The 20,259-nt window shown below is 73.0% G+C and carries 19 protein-coding genes; 10 read left to right on the top strand and 9 right to left on the bottom strand.

What is annotated here, in order from left to right; translation table 11 throughout:
• Window position 1 precedes the first annotated feature (1 nt).
• Window positions 2-859 (bottom strand): phosphotransferase family protein, encoded by an 858-nt coding sequence (locus EMA17_RS00850; protein ID WP_160161259.1) that lies wholly within the window; start codon window positions 857-859, stop codon window positions 2-4.
• 581 nt (window positions 860-1,440) lie between these two features.
• On the opposite strand from EMA17_RS00850, the gene EMA17_RS00845 reads away from it, so the two are divergent.
• Complete coding sequence (locus tag EMA17_RS00845) at window positions 1,441-2,034, top strand: hypothetical protein (protein WP_126634891.1); 594 nt, start codon at window positions 1,441-1,443, stop codon at window positions 2,032-2,034.
• Window positions 2,035-2,324: 290 nt separating this feature from the next.
• Here the strand turns inward: EMA17_RS00845 and EMA17_RS00840 are convergent, their stop codons facing one another.
• A complete protein-coding gene (locus EMA17_RS00840) occupies window positions 2,325-3,548 on the bottom strand; it encodes a serine hydrolase domain-containing protein (protein ID WP_126634890.1) in 1,224 nt (407 codons plus the stop codon).
• A 386-nt stretch (window positions 3,549-3,934) separates the two neighbouring features.
• On the opposite strand from EMA17_RS00840, the gene tpx reads away from it, so the two are divergent.
• Entirely contained in the window at window positions 3,935-4,438 is a 504-nt protein-coding gene (gene tpx, locus EMA17_RS00835; RefSeq protein ID WP_126634889.1) for a thiol peroxidase, read from the top strand.
• 266 nt (window positions 4,439-4,704) lie between these two features.
• Entirely contained in the window at window positions 4,705-5,559 is an 855-nt protein-coding gene (locus EMA17_RS00830) for a hypothetical protein (RefSeq protein ID WP_126634888.1), read from the top strand.
• A 56-nt stretch (window positions 5,560-5,615) separates the two neighbouring features.
• Here the strand turns inward: EMA17_RS00830 and EMA17_RS00825 are convergent, their stop codons facing one another.
• Both EMA17_RS00825 and EMA17_RS00820 read right to left on the bottom strand, forming a co-directional pair.
• The gene (locus EMA17_RS00825) at window positions 5,616-7,175 is read right to left on the bottom strand and encodes a carboxylesterase/lipase family protein (protein ID WP_126634887.1); all 1,560 of its coding nucleotides are present in this window, start codon (window positions 7,173-7,175) and stop codon (window positions 5,616-5,618) included.
• A gap of 222 nt (window positions 7,176-7,397) precedes the next feature.
• Window positions 7,398-8,243: a M55 family metallopeptidase gene (locus EMA17_RS00820; protein ID WP_126634886.1), complete on the bottom strand. Its 846-nt coding sequence runs from the start codon at window positions 8,241-8,243 to the stop codon at window positions 7,398-7,400.
• Window positions 8,244-8,482: 239 nt separating this feature from the next.
• Between EMA17_RS00820 and EMA17_RS00815 the strand changes: the two genes are divergently transcribed.
• A complete protein-coding gene (locus EMA17_RS00815; protein WP_126634885.1) occupies window positions 8,483-9,949 on the top strand; it encodes a serine hydrolase domain-containing protein in 1,467 nt (488 codons plus the stop codon).
• 11 nt (window positions 9,950-9,960) lie between these two features.
• On the opposite strand, the gene EMA17_RS00810 is transcribed toward EMA17_RS00815, so the two are convergent.
• Window positions 9,961-10,866 (bottom strand): 4-hydroxy-tetrahydrodipicolinate synthase family protein, encoded by a 906-nt coding sequence (locus tag EMA17_RS00810; RefSeq protein WP_126634884.1) that lies wholly within the window; start codon window positions 10,864-10,866, stop codon window positions 9,961-9,963.
• A gap of 72 nt (window positions 10,867-10,938) precedes the next feature.
• Here EMA17_RS00810 and EMA17_RS00805 point away from each other — a divergent pair, with 72 nt between their 5' ends.
• Window positions 10,939-11,853, top strand: coding sequence for a LysR family transcriptional regulator (locus tag EMA17_RS00805; RefSeq protein WP_126634883.1), 915 nt, complete (start codon window positions 10,939-10,941; stop codon window positions 11,851-11,853).
• Between the two features lie 44 nt (window positions 11,854-11,897).
• Here EMA17_RS00805 and EMA17_RS00800 read toward each other — a convergent pair whose 3' ends face one another.
• The 3 genes from EMA17_RS00800 to EMA17_RS00790 all read right to left on the bottom strand — a co-directional run bounded on the left by EMA17_RS00800 (window position 11,898) and on the right by EMA17_RS00790 (window position 15,143).
• A complete protein-coding gene (locus EMA17_RS00800) occupies window positions 11,898-13,472 on the bottom strand; it encodes an FAD-dependent monooxygenase (RefSeq protein ID WP_170222097.1) in 1,575 nt (524 codons plus the stop codon).
• 62 nt (window positions 13,473-13,534) lie between these two features.
• Window positions 13,535-14,164: an acyl-CoA-like ligand-binding transcription factor gene (locus EMA17_RS00795; protein WP_126634881.1), complete on the bottom strand. Its 630-nt coding sequence runs from the start codon at window positions 14,162-14,164 to the stop codon at window positions 13,535-13,537.
• An 82-nt stretch (window positions 14,165-14,246) separates the two neighbouring features.
• Window positions 14,247-15,143 (bottom strand): LysR family transcriptional regulator, encoded by an 897-nt coding sequence (locus tag EMA17_RS00790; RefSeq protein ID WP_126634880.1) that lies wholly within the window; start codon window positions 15,141-15,143, stop codon window positions 14,247-14,249.
• Between the two features lie 116 nt (window positions 15,144-15,259).
• Here EMA17_RS00790 and EMA17_RS00785 point away from each other — a divergent pair, with 116 nt between their 5' ends.
• Window positions 15,260-16,231: an EamA family transporter gene (locus EMA17_RS00785; protein ID WP_126634879.1), complete on the top strand. Its 972-nt coding sequence runs from the start codon at window positions 15,260-15,262 to the stop codon at window positions 16,229-16,231.
• 12 nt (window positions 16,232-16,243) lie between these two features.
• Here the strand turns inward: EMA17_RS00785 and EMA17_RS00780 are convergent, their stop codons facing one another.
• Entirely contained in the window at window positions 16,244-16,993 is a 750-nt protein-coding gene (locus EMA17_RS00780; RefSeq protein ID WP_126634878.1) for a TetR/AcrR family transcriptional regulator, read from the bottom strand.
• Window positions 16,994-17,112: 119 nt separating this feature from the next.
• Here EMA17_RS00780 and EMA17_RS00775 point away from each other — a divergent pair, with 119 nt between their 5' ends.
• Genes EMA17_RS00775 through EMA17_RS00760 form a run of 4 tightly spaced genes read left to right on the top strand, consistent with a single transcriptional unit; the run spans window position 17,113 to window position 20,246 of the window.
• On the top strand, window positions 17,113-18,801 hold the full coding sequence (locus EMA17_RS00775; RefSeq protein ID WP_126634877.1) for a CocE/NonD family hydrolase: 1,689 nt from the start codon (window positions 17,113-17,115) through the stop codon (window positions 18,799-18,801).
• 26 nt (window positions 18,802-18,827) lie between these two features.
• Complete coding sequence (locus EMA17_RS00770; protein WP_126634876.1) at window positions 18,828-19,007, top strand: ribbon-helix-helix protein, CopG family; 180 nt, start codon at window positions 18,828-18,830, stop codon at window positions 19,005-19,007.
• A gap of 1 nt (window position 19,008) precedes the next feature.
• Window positions 19,009-19,353 carry a VOC family protein gene (locus tag EMA17_RS00765; RefSeq protein ID WP_126634875.1) on the top strand — a complete coding sequence of 115 codons (345 nt, stop codon included), beginning with the start codon at window positions 19,009-19,011 and terminating at the stop codon, window positions 19,351-19,353.
• A 32-nt stretch (window positions 19,354-19,385) separates the two neighbouring features.
• A complete protein-coding gene (locus tag EMA17_RS00760) occupies window positions 19,386-20,246 on the top strand; it encodes a class I SAM-dependent methyltransferase (protein ID WP_126634874.1) in 861 nt (286 codons plus the stop codon).
• The last annotated feature ends 13 nt before the right edge of the window (window positions 20,247-20,259 follow it).

Below are 20,259 nucleotides of genomic sequence, written 5' to 3'. Positions count from 1 at the left end.
CTCACCCGAGGAGTTCGCCGAGCCGGGCCGCCTGGCGCTCGGCGGTCCCCGGCGGATTCCTGGGGTTCTCCGGATCCTCCATCGACAGCAGGAACAGCCAGACGAGGGCGAGCAGGCGTCGACAGTCCGGCACACGTGCGGCCTCCGCCGGGGTGAGGTCGACCCGATCGAGCAACCCACGCACGTCCAGGGACGTATCCACCCGGCTCGATACGTGTTCGGTGATCTCCGCGAGCTCGAAGGCCCGGTCGCTGCGCCCGGACTCCTCGAAGTCCACGACCCGGATCCGGCCACGCGTCCCGCGCGCTCCGCCGTCCGGGCAACCCCCGGAATCGGCCAGGTAGTTGGCGAGATTCCCGTCGCCCGGACCGAAGACGGGAGGCACCTCCCCGCGACCGAGAGCCCGCCGACCACCACCACGATTCAGCCAGTCCACGCCCGCCGCGAGGGCCCGGCCGACCGAGGGTGCGGTGTCGAGTCCCCACCCCGCCCACTCGTCGATCCGGGCGATGATCGCGCCCTGGTGCCCCGGCCGGACCGGGAGTTCGCGAACGACCCCGTCCGGGACGGCCGCGTACAGCGTGTTCAGCGTCGCGGCCAGTGCGTCGACGCGCTCGTCCCGGACGGTCGTGCCGCGCAGCACGACTCCCGGCAGCCGGGACATCACCACGACCGGGCACGAGGGTCGAGGATCCCGGCTCACCGGTCGCGGCGCGAGGTCGGGCGCGAAGCGGTGCAGCAGGGTCAGCGCGGCCCATTCCCGCCGGTGGTTGTCGTGTGCTCCGGCGCGAAACGTCTTGACCACCGTGTCGGGTCGGAATTCGAGGGTGTGGGTGCTCCACGGGCCGATGGTCGTCATCCGGCCCGATCCTGCCGGACGGACGCGCCGGCCGCGTGGGCCCGACGCGGCCCGCTCACTCGGAGCCCGCGCGAGGCGTCCACCCCCCTCGACGTGCAGGACGGTGACGGTGCCGGTCACGTACGGGCCGGCGAGCGCGAACACGACCGCCCGAACCGCCTCGTCGGCCCACCTCGGCCGTGCCCCGGCTCGTCGCGGTCGGGCTCGGTCCCGCGCCGATGCCCGCGAGCGTGACGGCGCCGCGCCTTCCCGGCCGGGTGCCGCGCCCCGACGCACCCGTGCGGTGTGGCCTCGCCGCGCACACCCGCCCCGGCCCGGACCCGTCGGCCACCGCGTTCCTCGATGCGCCGACCGGACACGGCCGTGTCCCGCCCGCGCGCGGGCTCGGCTCGGCACCGGCCCGGACGAGGCCCGATGCCCGGCGGCCGACGTCCGGCCTCCTCGATCCAACAGCACGAAAGCATCATTCGTAGGGGAAACCGGGCTTTCCCACACACGGCGCACTCCGACGCGCGATCATGTCGGCATCCCGGGTGTGGGTGATCCCGCGCACCGGGCACGTCGAGCGAAGGAGTCGCCGGATGGCGTCGTCGGTTGAGGAACTGCGCGTGGCGCTGGAACGGGAGGCCGATGAACTGGCCCAGCGGCGGGAGGAATTGGAGACGGAACTGGCCGAGGTGGAGCGACAACTCGAGGCCCGCCGCAACGCGGTCGCGCACCTGACGGTGATCCGCCCCCTCGTCGCGGCCGTACCGCGGCCCCGCAGGGAGCCGAAGTCCGCGCCGCCCGCGGCCGCTCCGGACCCGGCACCCGCGCCGGAGGCCGCAGCCGAGACCGAGCCCACCACCCCCGCGCCACGCCGCCGCAAGGCCGCGCCCCGTGCCAAGGCCGCCGCCCCGGCACCGGCCGGCCCGCGCCGGAAGCCCGCCCGCGCCCCGAAGGCCGGCCCGCCCGTACCGGCCGCCGAACGCCGGGTCCGCACCCACCTGCGCGACGAGATCGCCGCACTGCTGAGCGCGAGCGAGCAGCCGATGAACGTCCGCCGACTCACCGAAGCCCTGGGCGAGGAGCCCACGAAGAGCCGGCTGGAGAGCGTCCGCACCTCCGCCGAGGGCCTGGTCAAGGCGGGCCGCGCCGGCAAGGCCGGCCGAGGGCTGTTCACCGCCGCCGGCTGACCGGACCACCCGCGCCCACGGCACCGGCCGCGCGCCCGGAGCACCCGGCCACCCCCGCCGGCCACGAGGCCGACCTCGATCGGCGGCCCGTATCGCCGTGTACCGGGCGGGAGTTCGGGAGGTCGCGTGGCCACGGCGGCTCACCGCGAACCCCACCCGTGCCGGTCCGACACCGCAACTCCGGCCGGCTGTCCGGGTATCCGCGTCCACCCACCCCGCCCGAAAACGCGCCGGCGGCGCGGCACGAGCCCCTGGGGGCCGGCGTGCCGCGCCGCCGCGTGCGCCGGTGGTCAGCCCTGGGCCGGGAGGTCGTACACGTTCTCCGGGGTGATGACGGAGGTGATCGCCTTGGCGAACAGCGTGCTGGGCTCGTTGCCGTCGTGCAGGATGTCGGTGTTGAGCAGGATGACCATCGTGGCGTCCTGCTCCGGCAGATACACCGTCACGCTCTCGTAGCCCGGCAGCGAGCCGTTGTGCCCGACCCAGCCGCGGACGCGGAACAGGCCGAGCCCGTAGCCGGCGTCGTCGAAGCCGGGCACGGGAACGAAATTCTCCCGTTGCTCCTGCACGGCCGGGGACAGCAGCGTCCCGGTGGCCACCACCTTCGCCCAGCGGCGCAGGTCGTGCAGGTCGGAGATCATCGCGCCGGCCGCCCAGCCCCAACTCGGGTTCCAGTCCGTCGCGTCGGCAATCTCGCCGGTCGACGTCTGGTTGGTGTACCCGTGCGCGTGCGGCGACGGGAACTCGGCGCCGCGGGGGAACAGGGTGTTCCGCAGGTGCGCCGGCCCGGTGACCCGCCGGTGGATGAAGTCGGCCAGCGGCATCCGGCCCAGCTTCTCCACGACCAGGCCCAGCAGGACGGTGTTGGTGTTGGAGTACTGGAACGCGCTCCCCGGCGCGAAGACGTTGGGGTGCCGGAAGGCGTAGGCCAGCAGTTCCTGCGGGGTGAACGGACGGGTCGGGTCGTCCAGCAGCGCCTGCACGAAGTCCGGGTCGGCGCTGTAGTTGAACAGGCCGCTGCGCATCTCCGCCAGTTGGCGGATGGTGATGTGGTCGCCGTCGGGCACTCCGTCGATGTACCCGGAGATGGGGTCGTCCAGCCAGAGCCGCCCCTCGTCGACCAGTTCCAGGAGGGCGGTGACGGTGAAGGTTTTGGTCTCGCTGCCGATCCGCATGTTGAGATCGGGCCGCATCGGCGCACCGGTGGCGATATCGGCCACCCCCGTCGACCGGATGTAATTGCCCCGACCCGGCAACCACAGACCGACCGTCACCCCGGGCACGCCGGTCTCGCGACGGGTCTGCGCGATCACCTCGTCGAGACGGGCCACGATCGCCGGATCCAGGCCGTGCGACGGATGGCCGCCGGGATCCGAGGCGTCGACGTGCGGATCGCCGGCGACGACGATCGTCGGCGGAGCGGCCTGCGCCGGCGGGCCGGCCAGGGTCAGCGGGACGAGGGCGAAGAGCGCGAACAGAGCGGTGGCGAGGCGGCAGCCGAAGGCACGGCGCATGGCGATATGTCTCTTCCGAAAATGAGGGGACCTTGCTCGGCCAAGGTGATCATCCGTCCGCGCACCGAACCGCGCGCCGACCGACACCGCCCGGCGATTCCACCCGTACGGCCGCCGGCGCCGCGCCCCGGACGTCGGCCGAGGTCGCGGCGGGACACCGGCTTCGCGGGCCGACCGGCGCCGCCCCTCGGCCCCGATCGGGCGCCCGATAGCCTGAGGCGCACGCTTCCCGGCCGTCGGCGTCCCGCTCCACGGGTGTCGGTCGCCTCGGTCCGGGAGCGGCCGTGTCGGGACCCGAGACACGTGCCGGTCGCGGTCGTCGACACCGCGGTCGGAACGCGGCCCGACACGACCGGCTCGCATCCCCTACCAACTCGGAGGTTCCCATGTCACAGACGGTCAACTTCAAGGGCAACCCGGTCGCCGTCGCCGGCCGCCTCCCGCAGCCCGGCGACAGCGCGCCCGCCTTCACTCTGGTGGCCAAGGACCTGTCCGACGTGTCGCTGGAGAACTACGCCGGCAAGCGGAAGGTGCTCAACATCTTCCCGAGCATCGACACCGGTACCTGCGCCGCGTCGGTGCGCCGGTTCAATGCGTCGGCCGCCGACCTGACGAACGCCGTCGTCCTGTGCATATCGGCCGACCTGCCGTTCGCCCAGGGCCGTTTCTGCGGTGCGGAGGGCCTGGACAACGTGGTGACGCTGTCCACCATGCGGGGACGCGAGTTCCTGGAGAACTACGGCGTAGCGCTCACCGAGGGCCCGCTGGCGGGCGTCGCCACCCGCGCCGTCGTCGTACTCGACGAGAACAACGTGGTCGTGCACTCCGAACTGGTCGCCGAGATCGCCGAGGAGCCCGATTACGAGAAGGCGCTCACCGCCCTCAAGTAGTACGTGACGCGGGACCGGATCGAGCCGACGACCTCGGCCGATCCGGTTCCCGGTACCGGAATATCCAGTTCGCGCGGAGATCCCCGCATCCGGCGCGAATGGTTGATCCCGACGCGCCACCCGATGCTAGGTTTTCACCGATTGTCAGCCGGTACGACACCATCCGGCGGGTTCCTCAGGCCGGACGCCCGGACCGCCGGAGAGCATCGGTGCCGTACCGTGCCACGTCCCACCGTGCGTCGGCCGTGATTCGAAACGAGTCGCCGATGTTCGAACACGACGCACCGGACACGCCACGCACCGCCACCCGCACCCGGCCCCGCCGCGCGCCGTGGCGCGCCCTCGCCGTGACCGCGTGTGCGGTCGCCGTCCTGGCGTCGTCGACCGCGTGCGGCGGAGGCGACGACAAGAAGGCCGCCGCCGCTCCGCCGCCGAGCGCCGGTCCGCGGACCCCCGGTTCGACGCCGCCCGCCACAGGCGCCGGCACCGCCGCACCCACGCCGCCCGCGTCCTCGTCGTCGGTGCGACCGTGTGTATCGGTCACCGCGACCGACAAGCCCGCGCGCGGCACCCTCACCCGCGACGACCTGCGTTTCGCGTCCCGCGACCCCAGGCCCGTCACCGGCGACGAGGTCTTCGGCCTCGCGCAACTCCCGTACAAGTACGCGGGCGGCACGCTGACCCGGGCCTGTGTGAAGACCGTCGACGACTGCGCCGCCGTGGCCGACGACGACGCCACGGCGGCCCGGATCAAACGACTGGGCTGCGAACGCGGCGTCGTCGCGCTCTACGTGGACAGGGCCAACAACGTGCAGACCACGGTCGGCGTGCTCCAGATGCCCACCGCCGTGGCCGCCGCCACCCTCGCCGAATCCAAGGACGACCACTACAGGCGGGTCAGCCCCCCGGTCGCCTCCGGTGTCGAGGACTTCGCGCCCGACGCCCCCTACAGCTGGACCAGCGAATCGTTGTACCGCTACTTCATCTACGAGATGACCGGCCGCGCGGACGGCAGGAAGCGCGAAGCCGGCGAGGTGCCGCGCCACACCGCCGCCCAGAACGCCGTCTACCACCTCGTGGGCGACTCCCTGGACCGCCGCTCCGACGGCGTCGCGTCGTAACCGCACCCGCCGGCTCGGGACGGCACCCGCCCCGAGCCGGCGACGACCCCCGCGTCCTATCCCTCCGCCACGGTCGACGCCGACATGGGCTCCCCCGCCCAGATCCGCCGGGACGCCTCCTCCGGATAGGCGGCGACCGTCGGCTCGTCGGCGAAGACCCGGGTCCGGCGCGACTTCGGCTCGTACGCGGGCCATCCCGGGTCGCCGTCCCTCGCGAAGGCCGTCCACGCGGCGCGCATCCGGGCGGACAGCGCCTCCGCCTCCTCGGTCGGGCCGTCACCGAACAGCAGGGCCGGTTGACCCCGATCCAGGTTGCCGAACACGAGCGGGACGTCGAGGCCGTGGCAGGCGCCGAGGACACCACCCATGCCCGGTGCGGACCAGGTCAGTTCGTACATGTGCGCCCGGCCGCCGCCGGCGATCCGCGCCTCGGCCAGGTGCAGACTGGGCATCCGGAACAGCCGGTCCGAGCGCACCAGTTCGTACAATTCCTCCGGACTCGCGTGCGGATACCCGGCGCGGTACCGGCGCGCGGCGTCGCGCTCCGGGCCGAACACGTCCATGGCGGTCGCCGCCTGCTCCTCCGTCACCTCGCCGAGCAGCCCGTCGAGCAGGGTGAGCAGCCGCTGTTCGTCGCGCGTGTGGCCGACGAGGAGCGGTACGTCCCGCCCGACGCCGTCGGCCAGGGCCCGCCACGGCGTGGCCGGCAGCGTGTCGCCGTCGACGACCGGCGCGAACGGGGTCGCCCCATGCGCGACCCGCCCCCACCGCCCGGCCCACCGGGTGATCCCGGCGGCCACCGCGTCCCCGGCCGCGGACAGCAACTCCGGCTCCACCTCGGACAGTTCGGCAACCGTGGACCGCAGCCCCAACTCGGCGGCACACTTCGCCGCGACGTCGGCGGCGAGTTCCGGCGCGAAGAACGTACCCTGCACGCTCTGGGCCACGGCCCGGCCGAACAGCCCGACCGCACGCGGCATCGCCGACAACGCCGCGACCGAGCCGCCGCCCGCCGACTGGCCGAAGACGGTGACCCGGCCCGGATCGCCGCCGAACGCCCGGATGTTGTCCTGTACCCACATCAGCGCCGCGATCTGATCCAGCAGCCCACGGTTGGCGGGCGCGCCCTCGATCAGCCCGAAACCCTCGAACCCCACGCGGTAGTTGAACGTCACCACCACGACGCCGCCGTCCCGCGCCAGTCGTGCGCCGTCGTACTCCGGCAGACCGGACATGCCGACCGTGTACGCACCGCCCTGGATCCACACCATCACCGCCAGCCCCGCGCCCGGCCCCGGATCGGGCGACCAGACGTTGACCGTCAGCCAGTCGTCGCCCACCGCACCACGCGCGAACTCGGCCATCCCGAGGGCGCCGCCCTGAGGCGGTGGCGGCCCGTACGCCAGGGCCGATCGCACCCCGTCCCACCCGCGCGCCGGCCGAGGCGCGGCGAACCGCAGCGCGCCCACCGGCGGCTCGGCGAACGGAATGCCCCGGAAGACCGCCACCCCCGCCTCCCGTCTCCCCCGCACCGTCCCGACCGCCGCCCGCACTTCGGGCCGCTCGGCGGCGGAGGATTCGGACGGCTCGGACGGCTCGGATGCGCCGAGAATCATCACGACTGCCTTTCGGAGCGGCTCGGGTGCGCACGGCTTCGGGCCCGGGGCACGGCACAGGAGCTCGCATCGCCCCGGACACCCCGGATCATCCCGCCGCACCGAGCCGCGCGCCGGCCATTTACCTCCGCCCCCGCCCCGGCGCGTCGAAAGCCGAAGCGTGGCGGCGGTGCGGGACACCCCCTCCTCGCCCCGCACCACCGCGACCATGGCCCGCCTCGGCTAGCGGCGCTCCAGCATGGGCAGCCGCGACCGGGCCGAGTGCGCGGCGACCGTGTACCAGAGGTTGACGAGGTCCATCAGCTGCTCCGGGCCGGTCGCCTCGCAGCGCACCGTCAGCAGGTCGATCCGCTCCGCGCCCGGGACCGACGCCGCGACCTCGGCGGCCAGCGGGATCTGGAAGCCCACCTCGAAGACGAACTTCTCCGGCAGGGCCAGCGGTTCCAGGACCCCGGCCTTCTCCACGGCCGCCGCCGCGCCGGCCCGGATCAGGTCCTGGGCCACGGTCGGGTGCACGTTGTTCGCGGCGGTGAAGCCCTCGGCGGTCTTGACCGGCACGGTGATCACACCGGGGAAGACCGCGGCGGTGGCGGCGCAGACCTCGTTGTCGCCGGTGACCAGTCCGATCGGGACGCCGTGCCGGGCCGCGAGGAGCGCGTTGACCTCGGCCTCGGTGACGGGCTTCCCGTTCAGCCGTACCGAGGTGAAGTCCGACGAGAAGGTGTGCGCGAGCACACCCGGCGCGCCGGCCGCCGCGTGGTAGCCGATGAACAGCGCGACGCCGTGATGCGCGCCGAGGCCGTGCGCCATGCACTGGGCCTTCGGGCTGCCCAGGATCACCCGGGCGCGCGGGTCCAGTCGCTGCACGATCAGGTTGTCCATCGTGCCGTGGCTGTCGTTGATCAGGACGCTGTCCGCGCCCGCCGCGAAGGCTCCTTCGATGGCCGCGTTGGCCTCGCCGGTCATGATCTCCTGCGCCCTGGTGTAGCCACCGCCGCCGCGCACGATCTGGTCGAGGGTGGCGATGCCCGCCACTCCTTCCATGTCGATCGAGATGTATACGTCCATGGAGTCTCCCGTTCGTCGCCGGTTGCCCGCCGCCCAGTGCCTGATGTCCGTCGGGTGCCGCCCGTCGGCCGTCGCCCGTCCGGCGAGCATCACGTACGCCGGCCTTGACGGGCGTCGGCGATTCGGACAGGTTCGGATAGGGTTCTTTGTCCTCGCGGACGATTCGACCGCCGTGCACGCTGCCTAGCGTGAGCGCTCCCCGCGGCAGACCGCCGCCCCTTCGAGGAGGTGCCCGACCCATGGGACGACCCACCCCGCCCGAGGCCACCACACCGGCTCCCGGCCACTCGGACCGCTCGGCGGGAGCGGGTTCGACCGCGACCCTGCCGACCGCCGAATACCTGCGGACGCGCCTCGCGGAGTCGGTCGAGAAGTCGGGGATCCCCGGGGCGAGCCTCGCGATACGGGTCGGCGATCGCACCGTCGCCACCGCGGTGGGCGTACTCGACGTCGAGACGGAGTATCCGGCGACCACCGACTCGGTCTTCCAGATCGGCTCGATCACCAAGGTATGGACCACGACCCTGGTGATGCAACTGGTCGACGAGGGCCTGATCGACCTCGACGTCCCGATCCGTACCTACATCCCCGACCTGCGACTCGTCGACGAGGACGCCGCCGCACGGGTGACGACCCGTCACCTCCTGTGCCACGTCGCGGGTTTCGAGGGCGAACTGTTCGAGGACCACGGCAACGGCGACGACTCCATCGCCCGCCTGGTGGCCAGTCTGGCCACGGTCGGCGAGCAACTGTTCCCGCCCGGCGAGACGTTCTCGTACTCCAACGCCGGTTTCGACCTGCTCGGCCTCCTGGTCGAGGTGCGCACGGGACTGACCTGGGAGCGGGCGCTGCGCGAACGCATCGTCGCCCCGCTCGGTCTGACGCATGTGGCCAACAACGCGACCGAGTCGATCCTGCTGCGCACCGCGATCGGACACATCGGCGGTCCCGACGGCACCAACGTCAAGGCGCCGGTACACCACACCGACCGCAACGGCGCGCCCTCCGGCTCGGCGCTCGCCACCACCGCGACGGACCTGCTCGAATTCGCCGCCGCGCACATCCGGCTCGGGCGACTCTCCGACGACAGGCGCCTGTTGTCCGAGGAGTCGGCGCGGGCGATGCGCGAGCCGCAGATCGAGATCGTCGGCAACGGCGCGTTCGGCGCCCGGAAGTGGGGCCTCGGCTGGATCCTGTACGACTGGTCCGGCGGCGAGGTCGTCGGCCACGACGGCGGCACGATCGGCCAGGGCGCGATGTTGCGCGTGGTGCCCGAACGTGACGTCTCGATCGCGCTGTTGACCAACGGCGGTGCCCTGTACGGCGTCTACGACCTGATCTGCGAACTCCTCGACACCCTCGCCGACGTGCGACCGCCCGCCCCGGCGCTCCCGCCCGCCGAGCCGCCGGCCGTCGACGCGAGCTACCTGGTCGGCAGCTACGCGTCGCCCGCGCAGCGGTTCGACGTCGCCGAGACCGAGGACGGGCTGACCGTCACCACCCGCTTGCTCGGCCGGCTGGGCGAGCTGTTGGGCGACGCCACGACGACCATGCGGGTGGTGCCGACGAGCGAGCGCATGCTGATCTGCACCGAGGCGGTGGGCGGACGACACCAGCAGTTCCTCTTCCTCGGCGAGGGCGAGCGGGCCGAGTACCTGCACGTGGGCCGGGCGATGCGACGGATCCCGGACACCGGGGCCGAGTGACCGGCGGCCGGCTATCCCTCCAGGTCGGCGAGCACCTTCCGGGCCTCGTCGACCGCCTCGGGTCTAGCCGGCAGCAGCGGCAGGCGCACGTTCGGGGTCGGGATGCGGCCCTGCGCGTGCAGCACGCCCTTGATCACCGTGGGGTTCGGTTCGCGAAAGAGCGCGGCCGCCAGCCGGGCCAGGGCGTGCCCGAGCGGCCGGGCCCGGTCGAGGTCGCCGCGCCGCCAGGCGGCGGTCAGTTCGACGAAGCGGTCCGTGGCCACGTGTGCCGAGGCGAGCACGCCACCGGACGCGCCGAGCGCGAGCAGGGGGGACAGGAACGGATCGTCGCCGACCAGGACGGCGAAGTCGGCCGGGAGATCGCCGAGCAGGTCCATCGTCTCGCCGTCGATGCCGCCCTGCGCGAGCTTGACCCCGACCACGCCGGGAAGCCGGCCCAGTGCGCGCAGCGTGGCCGCGTCGAGGGGTCGGCCGGTGCGGTACGGGACGTGGTACACGATCAGCGGCAGCGGAGCGGCCTGCGCCAGGTGGGTGAAGTGCGCCAGTACGCCGGCCTGCGAGGGGCGGTTGAAATACGGCACCGGCACCAGCGCGGCGGCGGCCTGTGGCCGGTGCGCGAGGTCGGCCAGCGCGCGGTCACTGGCCCGGGTGTCGTTGCCGCCGGCGCCGATCACCAGGACCGCGTCGCGCTCCGCGCAGACGCGGGCGCATACGTCGATCACGGTGGTGCGTTCGTCGGGGTCGAGCGTGGCGGCCTCCGCGGTCGTGCCCAGCGCGACGATGCCGGTGGCGCCCGCGTCCAGGACGGCGTGGGCCAGGTCCGCGAGGGCGTCCACCGCGATGCGGCCGTCGGCGGCGAAGGGGGTGACGAGCGGGACGAGGATTCCGGTCGGGGGTGTATGCCGTTGCCGAGTCATGAACACGAGGGTGACCCGCGGCGATCATGCAGGTCCAGTTCACGTTCGTGAAGGTGAGCGTAAGCTGAGCCGATGCTCGACGTCCGCCGCCTGCGCCTGCTGCGCGAACTGTCCCTGCGCGGCACGATCGCCGCCGTCGCCGAAGCCCTCGCGTTCACCCCTTCGGCGGTGTCCCAGCAGCTCGCCACCCTCGAACGCGAGGCGGGCGTCCCGCTCCTCGAACGCACCGGGCGGCGGGTCACCCTCACCCCGGCCGGACACACCCTGGTCGGCCACGCCGAGGCCGTGCTGGCCCGCCTGGAGCAGGCCGCGGCGGAGCTGGCGGACACCCGTCGCGGCCCGGCCGGACCCCTGCGGATCGGCGCCTTCCCGACCGCCACCCGGGCGATGATCCTTCCGGCACTGACCTCGCTCGTGGACCGGCATCCGGGCCTGGAGCCGATGGTGGTGGAGATCGACCCGGCCCGGGTCGCGGACGCGTTGCGCGCGGGCGACCTGGACGTCGCGCTGGTCCACGAATACGACTTCGTCCCGACGGTCGCCGAACCGGGCATCGCCACAAGCCCGTTGTGCGCCGAACCGATGTATCTGGCCGGCCGAACCCGACCGCCCGAGAGCGCCCGCACCGACTCGGTGCTCGCCGGCTGCCGGAACTCCCCCTGGATCACCGCCACTCCGGGCACGTTGTGCCACGCCATGACCATCCGCGCCTGCCAGGCCGCCGGCTTCACCCCCCGTGTCCGCCACCAGGTCGACGACTTCGCCACGGTGCTGTCCCTGGTCGCCGCCGCCCAGGGCGTCGCCGTCGTCCCCCACCTGGGCATCCCCACCCATCCCCCGGCCGTATCCCTGACCCGCCTCCCCCTCCGCCGCCGCACCACCATCGCCCACCGAGAGGGCGCCACCCACCACCCGGCCGTCCGAGCCGTCACCAGGGCCCTGCGATCCTCCGTCCCCACCGAACTCACCCCGCTCACCGACCCCTGACCGCCCCGCCCCCTACGCCTGTCCGTTCCGGGCGGGACGGACGGTCACCTTCGCGGGGCCGGGCCGAACCAGCGTTCCGTGCTGGCGTGGAGGGTGCTCGTCTCGGCTTCGCTCGGGCGGGGGTCGGACGTGGCCCAGGCCACGTGGGTGTCGGGGCGGAGGAGGAGGGCCGTGGCGGACACGTCCGCGGGCAGCGGGTGTTCGGGTTTTCCGGTGACGATCGTGATGTGCTCGCGCCACGGTTCCAGTACCCGAGCGGCGGCGGCGTCCTCGGTCAGGTCGATCAGCAACGGACGGGCGTCGACCGTCAGTTGGGCCAGGCGCAGCGGACCCGTCCCGGTGTGGATGTCGAGGTCGGGGGCGAACCGACCGACCAGGGGGTGGGTTTCGGCAAGGACGTCGTCGTCTCCGGCGTAGTGCACGTCGCTCCCGGCGGTGAGCGCGGCTAGGTGGTGCACGGTGTCGGGGTGGGCGAGGAGTTCGGCGAACAGCTCGCGGAGCGCGGTGACATCGCTGCCGGGGGCGGTGAGCGCGGCCTGGGCCTGGGCGTTGACGACCATACGACGCGCCGCCCGGCGGCGTTCGAGGTCGTAGGTGTCGAGGAGGTCCGCCGGTGCGTTGCCGCGGATCTCGGCGGCGAGTTTCCACCCGAGGTTGACCGCGTCCTGGAGACCGAGGTTGAGCCCGGGGCCACCACCCGTGGCGTACACGTGGGCCGCGTCGCCGACGAGGAACACCCGGCGATCGCGGAACCGTTCGGCGACCCGGGTATGCCCGCCGACCAGGCGCCGCAACACGTGCGGCCCCTCGCCGTCGGGCGGGCCCAGCGGCAGGTCGGCGCCGAGCACGCGCCGGACGCTCGCCCGCAACTCGTCGAGGCTCATCGGCGCGTCGGTCGCGGGTCGGTCCCACTCGACCGTGCTGATCAGCGCCGGCGACCCGGGGAACGGCGCGTACGAGAAGCCGCCCCGCTCGGTACGGTGCGGCAGGAACGGCAGGGCCGACCCGTGACCGGGGATGTTCAGCGCGCCGCTCACCGGGTCCACCCACTCCGGCGGCACTCCGGCGTGCGCGGTCCGCGTGGTGGTGCGGTCGTAGCCGACTCCGGGGAAGCCGATGCCGGACATCTTGCGGATCACGCTGTGCGCCCCGTCCGCGCCGACCACGTAGCGGGCGGCCAACCGCCGGGGTCCGTCCGGCCCGACGACCTCCAGCGTCACCGCGTCGGCGTCCTGCGCCACCCCCGCCACCTCGTACCCCCGGCGGATCTCCACGCCCAGTTCGGCGGCGCGCTCCTCCAGCACCCCGACGATCCGCCGCTGCGGCGCGGCCAGGCCGTGGATCGGGCTCCGCTCCGCCAACAGGCCCAGGTTCAGGGGCAGTCCGCCGAACATGAAGTAGGCGGTGTTCGGCCGCGGCGGCCCCGGTGCACCGCTCAGGCGTTCGTACAGCCCGCGCCGATCGACCATCCGCACCACCTGACCGAGGAGCCCGTTGGCCTTGGGCTCCTCGCTCGGCGCGGACAGCCTCTCCAGCACCACCGGTCGAACCCCGGCCAGGGCCAGTTCGCAGGCGAGCATCAGCCCGTTGGGGCCGGCTCCGACGATCACGACGTCCATGCTCAAGGTGTCACTTCCCGTGCGGAAAACAGGGTTGGGGTACGGGGGTTGGGGTGCGGGGGTCACGGCGTGGGCAGTCCCGCCGCGAGCCGGTCGAACACCTCGCGCAGCACCGGTTCCAGCGAGGCGGGCGGATCCGCGCGCAGGCAGTACTCCACGGCCACGGCACTGCCCGCGCCGACCACGGCGGCGACCAGCCTCGGATACACGTCGCGGGCCGGATCGGTACCGGTGCGTTCGGCGATGGCCAGGGTCAGCGCCTCCTGCGCGGCGGCGTTCGCCTTGGCCACCTCCCCCTGGAGGGCGGGCTCGGCCAGCATGAGCCGGAGCCCGTCGGCCCACCGCTGATCCGGGGGTGCCTCCGCGCCGCTCTCGTCCCGCGGCACGAACCGCGCCAGCACGGCGTGCACGATCGAGTCCCACAGCGGCTCGTCGGCCTCCCGCGCCCGCAGCGAGTCGGCGATGCGCGTCATGCGCTCCAGGTGACCGTCGGCGATCGCCTCGGCCTTGCCGGAGAAGTAGTTGCGGAACGTACGCACGGAGACGTTCGCGGCGGCGGCGATGTCCTCCACGGTGACGTCGTCCCACCCCCGCCGCACACACAGCGCGATCGTGGCCCGGCTCAACGCGACGCGCGTCTCCCGCTTCTTCCGCTCCCGCAGCCCGAGACCGGCTTCGTCTTCCTGGGTCATGCCGACCACGCTAGGCAAATATTGCCGATCAGGCAAGATTTCCGTATCGGCAATATTTTTGCTCTTCGATCGACCCCTCGAATCACTCCGGGAAACCGGCGCGTCGCCGGAGCAGGGTTGTCATCAGGGCCAGCGGAGGCCAGTTCAGCCGGCCTCGGCGGGCCACCGCCCGTGCGCGCATCTCGACGATCGGGGCGGTGAGGGGGATCAGCCGCACTCCGGGGGCCACGATCGTGTCCAGCGGCAGCAGGCCCACGCCGAGGCCGGCCGCGATCATCCCCTGGACCAGATCGAGGCTGTCCGCCTGGTGCGTCACCCGAGGGGTGAAGCCCACCATCGAGGCGAGCGTACGGATCACCGTCTCGTCGGCGGTGTTGCGGGAGTTGACGATCCAGTCGTGGGTGTCGAAGCGGCCGAAGACGTCGAGCGTCGTACCCTCGCGCGGGTCGGCGTCGTCCGGGACGCCCAGCCCCCAACACGCGGTCCACAGCGGCGTGGCACGCACCGTCGGGTCCTCGGCCGCCGGCGCCAGGTTGTAGTCGTAGGCCAGTGCCAGGTCGGTGGCGTCCTCGGCCAGCAGTTGCAACGCCTCGGCCGGTTCGTGCTCGCGGATCAGCACGCGCACCCGCGGATGGCTCACCGCCAGCTCCGCGACCACCGGCAGCAGATGCACCCGGATCGCGGTGGCGTATCCGGCGATCCGCAGCGTGCCGTTGGGCTCCGCGCCGGGCGACAGGTCGTGGTGTGCCGCCTCGACCGCCGCGAGGATGGTCACCGCGTGCTCGGCCAGTCGGCGCCCGGCCGGGGTGAGCCGGACCCGGCGCCCCGCCGGCTCGATCAGCGCGACCCCCATGTCCCGGGACAACGTCGCGATCTGCTGCGAGACGGTCGAGGTGGTCGTGTTCGACACGTCCGCGACCGCCCGCATCGACCCGAGTCGGGCCAATTCCACCAGCACCTGTAGGCGTCGGGTCTCCATGTACCACCCCTCCGAAATCCCCGAGGTTCCGCACCGAGGATTGTTCACGATTCGTGAACGGTATCTTTCGAATCGGCACGTGGACACGAACGATGCACGGGGCCTCTACTTGGCCCATGAGCATTCCGGATCCCCGCACCCGCCCCGAGATCGGGCGTCCCGCCCTCGGCCGGCCGAGACTGCCCGACGCCGCGACCGGGGCGTTGATGGCCGTCGCCGCGATGTCCACCGTGCAGCTCGGACTGGCCCTTTCCGTACCGCTGATCGACGACCTCGGCGCACTCGGCACGGTCGCCCTGCGACTCGCGTGGGCCGGGGTGCTCCTGCTGGTCCTGGTCCGGCCGCGACCGCGCGACTTCGGCGGTCGGGACCTGTGGGCGTGCACCGTGCTCGGCGTGGTGAGCGGGTGCCTGATGGTGTTCTTCATGCTCGCCGTCGCGCGCCTGCCGCTGGGTACCGCGAGCGCGCTGGAATTCCTCGGCCCGCTGGGCGTGTCCCTGTACGGCTCGGGCGGCGGGCGGCGGCGCTGGACCGCCCCGGCCGCCGTCGGCGTCGTGCTGCTCACCGAACCCTGGCACGCCGGCATCGACCCGATCGGCCTGGCCTTCGCGCTGGCCGCCGCGGCGTGCTGGGCGGCGTACATCCTGCTGACCCAACACGTCGGCGACCGGGTCACCGGCCTGAGCGGACTGGCCGTCTCGATGCCCGTGGCCGGACTCGTCGCCCTCCTCGTCGCCGCGCCCACCGGCCTGGGTCGGGCGACCTGGCAGTCGGCGCTGATCATGCTGGGACTGGCCGCGCTCGGCGCCGTGCTGCCGTTCAGCCTGGAATTCCTCGCGCTGCGTCGGCTGACCACCTCCGCGTTCGGCACGCTGATGAGCCTGGAGCCGGCGATCGCGCTCCTGATGGGCCTGGTGGTCCTCGACCAGATACCCGGTGCGATCCCGGCGGCCGGCGTCGTCCTCGTGGTTCTGGCCGGCGTCGGCGCCACCCGCACCGGCGCCCGAACCGCCCCACCGGAACCCGCCCGCCCGGCCGACCCGCTCCCCGAACCGCTCCCCGGCTCGCACGTCCGCGTCGCCGGGTAGCGGCGGCGCCCGCTACCCCTCGCGCGCGCCGCGCGTCGCGGCCAGTCCGTCCAGGAGGTGTCCCAGGAGTCGGTCGAACGTCGCATCCGGATCGGCGGACCGGGCCGGTTCCGCCAGGATCCGGGCCAGGCGCGGATGGTCCGGGCTCGCGACGACCGCGCGCAGGTAGCGGCCCCGGGCCTCGGCCAGTTCGCGAGGGGTCCGCCCGGCGCGCGCCGCGGCACGCTCCCGGGCGACCTCGTAGCCGACGTGGCTCGCCACGAATCCCGTCACCAGGCTGAACACTTCGAGCGCGCCCTGTCCGTCGAACCCGGCCGGTTCGAGCACGGCCAACACGTGTTCCGTGAAGGCGAGCGTGTTGGGGCCGAGCGTCTGCTGCTCCCACAGGGCCGCCGGCAACCACGGATGACGAAGCATCAGATCACGTTGGGCGTGCGCCATGACGCGCAGATCCGCGGTCCAGGACCCGGTCGGCGCGGGCGGGGTGGGCTGGTCGCCGGCCACCCGGTCGATCATCAACTCCAGCAGGGTCTCCTTGTTCGGCACGTAGGAGTACAGCGACATCACGCCGACGCCGACGCGCGCCGCGACCGCGCGCATGGTCACCGCGGCGAGCCCGTCGGCGTCGGCGATCGCGACGGCCGCGGCGGTGACCTCGGCGCGGGTGTGCGCGGGCGGGCGGCCGCGACGCGGTTGCGGTCGCCGCGACCACAACGCCTCGGGGTCCACACCGCCGCTGCGATCGGCCTCCGGACCGGCCACGACGGCTCCTTTCGCGGGTGGGTGCCAGGGGGGTCCATCCAAGCATGGGTTATTCTCGTACTTAGTACCAGAAGTAGCGGTCGCGACCACGAACCGGCCCGTGCGGAAGGCGAGATCCCATGACGAACACCACCGCCCACCCGACCTCCTCGAACCGCCCCCCACGAAAGCCCCCACGCCTGGCGCGGGCGATGCGGCGCACGATGCGCGGCATGCCCGCCGCCCCGCACCGGGTGCGCTACGAGGGCGACCTGCGCATCCCCGCCGCCGACGGCGGTGCGCTGGTGGCCGACCACTACTTCCCGGCCACTCCCGGCGACTTCCCCACCCTGCTGCTGCGCTCGCCGTACGGGCGCGGGTTCCCGTGGGCGCCGATGTACGGTCTCGCCTTCGCCGAGCACGGATTCCACGTGGTCCTGCAGAGTTGCCGGGGCACCGGCGGATCCGACGGCACGTTCGCGCTGTGGCACAACGAGGCCGCCGACGGGTCGGCGAGCGTCGCGTGGCTGCGTGAACAGCCCTGGTTCACGGGGGTGTTGGGCACGATCGGCCCGAGCTACCTCGGCTACACGCAGTGGGCGTCGGCGCTGGACCCGCCGCCGGAGCTGCGCGCGATGGTCATCCACGCCGGCCTGCACGACCCGCACGCGTACTTCCACGCCGGCGGCGTCTTCCACCTGGAGAACGCGCTCGCGAGCACCGCGGGCTTCGTGCACCAGCACCGGGGCAACCGGCACTTCGCCAAGGCCGCCCTGCGTCTGCAGCGCACGCAGCGCCGGGTCGCCCGTACGCTCCCCCTGCCGGACGCCTGCGCCCTCGGGCTCGGCGAGCGGGTGCCGTTCCTGGAGGACGCGCTCGCCCACCCCGACCCCGCCGACCGGCACTGGACCGGCGCGGACGCGGGCCGCGCCGCCGAGACGCTGTCCGTACCGACCCTGCTGATCACCGGCAGGCACGACGTCATGTTCGAGCAGAACCTGGAGCAGCACCGACGACTCCGGCGGGCCGGGTGCGAGACGGGGCTGCTCGTCGGGCCGTGGACGCACACCTCGATGATGCGACAGGGGTGGCCGTCGGTCTTCGCGGACAGCCTGGCCTGGCTGCGCGCGCACCTGTACGGCGATCGGTCGGCGCTGCGGGCGTCCCCGGTGCGGATACACGTGGGCGGCGCCGACGACTGGCGCGATCTGCCGGACTGGCCACCGGTCGAGGCGGTGGCACGGCGCCGGTACATCGCGGCCGACGGCACGCTGAGCCGCGAGTCCGTCGCGGCCACGGCGCCCGCGGTCCTGCACTACGACCCCGCCGACCCGACCCCCTCCGTCGGCGGCGCGACCCTCTCCCCCAAGGCCGGACCCCGGGACAACACCGCGCTGGAGGCCCGCGACGACGTGCTGACGTTCACCACACCACCGCTGACCGAAGCGTTGGAGATCTGCGGCCCGGTGTCGGCGGACCTGTACGCGGCGACCGGCACCGACCACATCGACGTCTTCGCCCGTCTGTGCGACGTGGACGAACGCGGCCGGTCCACCGACGTGTGCGACGGCATCCTGCGGCTGACCCCGAACGGCTCCACCCCGGCGCGGGTCGCCGTCGCGATGAGTGCCACCGCGTACCGCTTCGGGCCCGGCCACCGCGTCCGCCTCCAGCTGAGCGGCGGTGCCCACCCGCGCTTCGCCCGCAACACCGGATCGGGGGAACCCGTGCACACCGCACGGGAGATCGTGCCCACGAACGTGGAATTCCACCCGGGATCGGCCCTCGTCCTGCCCGTCGTGCCGACGCGAGACCGAACCGACGAATAGATTGCTAGCGTGCTAGCATTCCTCTCGTGGGTGACGAGGATGTGAAGCAGTTCAACGTGTATCTGCCGATCGCATTGATCAAGCAGGTCAAACACCGTGCCATCGAGTCGGAGCTGTCGCTGTCGGCGCTGGTCGCCGCCGCGCTGCGCGCCTACCTCGACGACACACCGGGTGAACGAGAGCCATCGTCCGAGAAGGAGAGCTGACATGACGACCGAGGGCATCGAGGCCGTGTTCCTGGAGACGCACAACTGGGGCAAGGCCGCCAAGTTCTTCCAAGGGCTGGGCTACGAGTTGGAGTTCTCGACCGGGCACAACTCGGGTCAATTGCGCAACGGCGACGGGCCGTTCGTGTTCATCGCCGAGGTTCCGAAGACCCGGGAGCCCGGCATGCGGCTGGTCCTGCGGGTACCCGACGAGGACGCGTTCCGGCCCGCCGACGGGGTCGAGGTGGTCACCCCGTTCGAGGACACCCATTACGGAACCCGGGAGATGACCGTCCGCGACCCCGACGGGCGCGAGTGGACCCTGTCGGCACCGGCCCGGCAGTGAACACCTCCGACGTCGAACGAACGGAGCGACCCATGCCCGACGAAAGCATCGCGACGCCGGACGACACGGCGCTGCGGGTGGCCCTGTGGCGGGCCCTGCACCTGCACCTCGATCCGGCGCCGCACGTGTTCGAGGACACGATCGGCCTGCGCATCGCCGATCCCGACCCGGACTGGCGCGACCGGCCGGACATGGATCCGGACCTGACCCGCTGGTTCCGGGCGGCGATCGTGGCCCGGGCCCGCTTCATCGACGACCTGGTGATCGAACAGGTCGAGCGCGGAGCGGAGCAATACCTCGTCCTCGGCGCCGGACTGGACACCTTCGTCCAGCGCAGGCCGGAAGTCGCGGCCCGGTTGCGGGTGTTCGAGGTGGACCGGCCCGGTCCCCAGGCGTGGAAGCGCCGGCGACTGGACGAACTCGGCTACGGCGTCCCGGACCGACTGCGCCTGGTGCCGGTCGACTTCGAGTCGGGCGCCGAGTGGTGGGACGAGTTGATCGCCGCCGGATTCGACCCGACCCGGCCGACCGTGGTGGCCTCGACCGGCGTCGCCCTCTACCTGACCAGGCAGGCCAACACCGACACGCTGCGCCGGCTCGCGTCGCTGGCCCCGGGCTCCACGCTGGCCATGACGTTCCAACTGCCGCCGGAACTGCTCGACTCCGACGCGCATCGCGCCGCGTTCCGGATCGCGATCGAGGGGGCCGAAGCGGCCGGGACGCCGTTCGTCAGCTTCTATCCGCCGGAGGAACTGCCGGAGTCGGCCCGCGAGGTCGGTTTCGCCACGGCCCGACACGTGTCGTCGGCCGAACTCAACGAGCGCTACTTCGCGAACCGCCCGGACGGACTGCGCACCGCCGCCGGCGAGGAGCTGCTCGTGGCGACCACCTGACCGGGCTCTCGCG

The organism is Embleya hyalina (genome assembly GCF_003967355.1).
Lineage (GTDB): Bacteria > Actinomycetota > Actinomycetes > Streptomycetales > Streptomycetaceae > Embleya > Embleya hyalina.
The sequence above is the reverse complement of the archived record's forward strand: the minus strand, read 5'-3'. Positions and strand labels throughout refer to the sequence as shown.

Bases quoted from the DNA above. Each gene is read 5' to 3' on its own strand.
- EMA17_RS00850 (WP_160161259.1), bottom strand. From the start codon at position 859: ATGACGACCATCGGCCCGTGGAGCACCCACACCCTCGAATTCCGACCC.
- EMA17_RS00845 (WP_126634891.1), top strand. From the start codon at position 1,441: ATGGCGTCGTCGGTTGAGGAACTGCGCGTGGCGCTGGAACGGGAGGCC.
- EMA17_RS00840 (WP_126634890.1), bottom strand. From the start codon at position 3,548: ATGCGCCGTGCCTTCGGCTGCCGCCTCGCCACCGCTCTGTTCGCGCTC.
- tpx (WP_126634889.1), top strand. From the start codon at position 3,935: ATGTCACAGACGGTCAACTTCAAGGGCAACCCGGTCGCCGTCGCCGGC.
- EMA17_RS00830 (WP_126634888.1), top strand. From the start codon at position 4,705: ATGTTCGAACACGACGCACCGGACACGCCACGCACCGCCACCCGCACC.
- EMA17_RS00825 (WP_126634887.1), bottom strand. From the start codon at position 7,175: ATGATTCTCGGCGCATCCGAGCCGTCCGAGCCGTCCGAATCCTCCGCC.
- EMA17_RS00820 (WP_126634886.1), bottom strand. From the start codon at position 8,243: ATGGACGTATACATCTCGATCGACATGGAAGGAGTGGCGGGCATCGCC.
- EMA17_RS00815 (WP_126634885.1), top strand. From the start codon at position 8,483: ATGGGACGACCCACCCCGCCCGAGGCCACCACACCGGCTCCCGGCCAC.
- EMA17_RS00810 (WP_126634884.1), bottom strand. From the start codon at position 10,866: ATGACTCGGCAACGGCATACACCCCCGACCGGAATCCTCGTCCCGCTC.
- EMA17_RS00805 (WP_126634883.1), top strand. From the start codon at position 10,939: ATGCTCGACGTCCGCCGCCTGCGCCTGCTGCGCGAACTGTCCCTGCGC.
- EMA17_RS00800 (WP_170222097.1), bottom strand. From the start codon at position 13,472: ATGGACGTCGTGATCGTCGGAGCCGGCCCCAACGGGCTGATGCTCGCC.
- EMA17_RS00795 (WP_126634881.1), bottom strand. From the start codon at position 14,164: ATGACCCAGGAAGACGAAGCCGGTCTCGGGCTGCGGGAGCGGAAGAAG.
- EMA17_RS00790 (WP_126634880.1), bottom strand. From the start codon at position 15,143: ATGGAGACCCGACGCCTACAGGTGCTGGTGGAATTGGCCCGACTCGGG.
- EMA17_RS00785 (WP_126634879.1), top strand. From the start codon at position 15,260: ATGAGCATTCCGGATCCCCGCACCCGCCCCGAGATCGGGCGTCCCGCC.
- EMA17_RS00775 (WP_126634877.1), top strand. From the start codon at position 17,113: ATGACGAACACCACCGCCCACCCGACCTCCTCGAACCGCCCCCCACGA.
- EMA17_RS00765 (WP_126634875.1), top strand. From the start codon at position 19,009: ATGACGACCGAGGGCATCGAGGCCGTGTTCCTGGAGACGCACAACTGG.
- EMA17_RS00760 (WP_126634874.1), top strand. From the start codon at position 19,386: ATGCCCGACGAAAGCATCGCGACGCCGGACGACACGGCGCTGCGGGTG.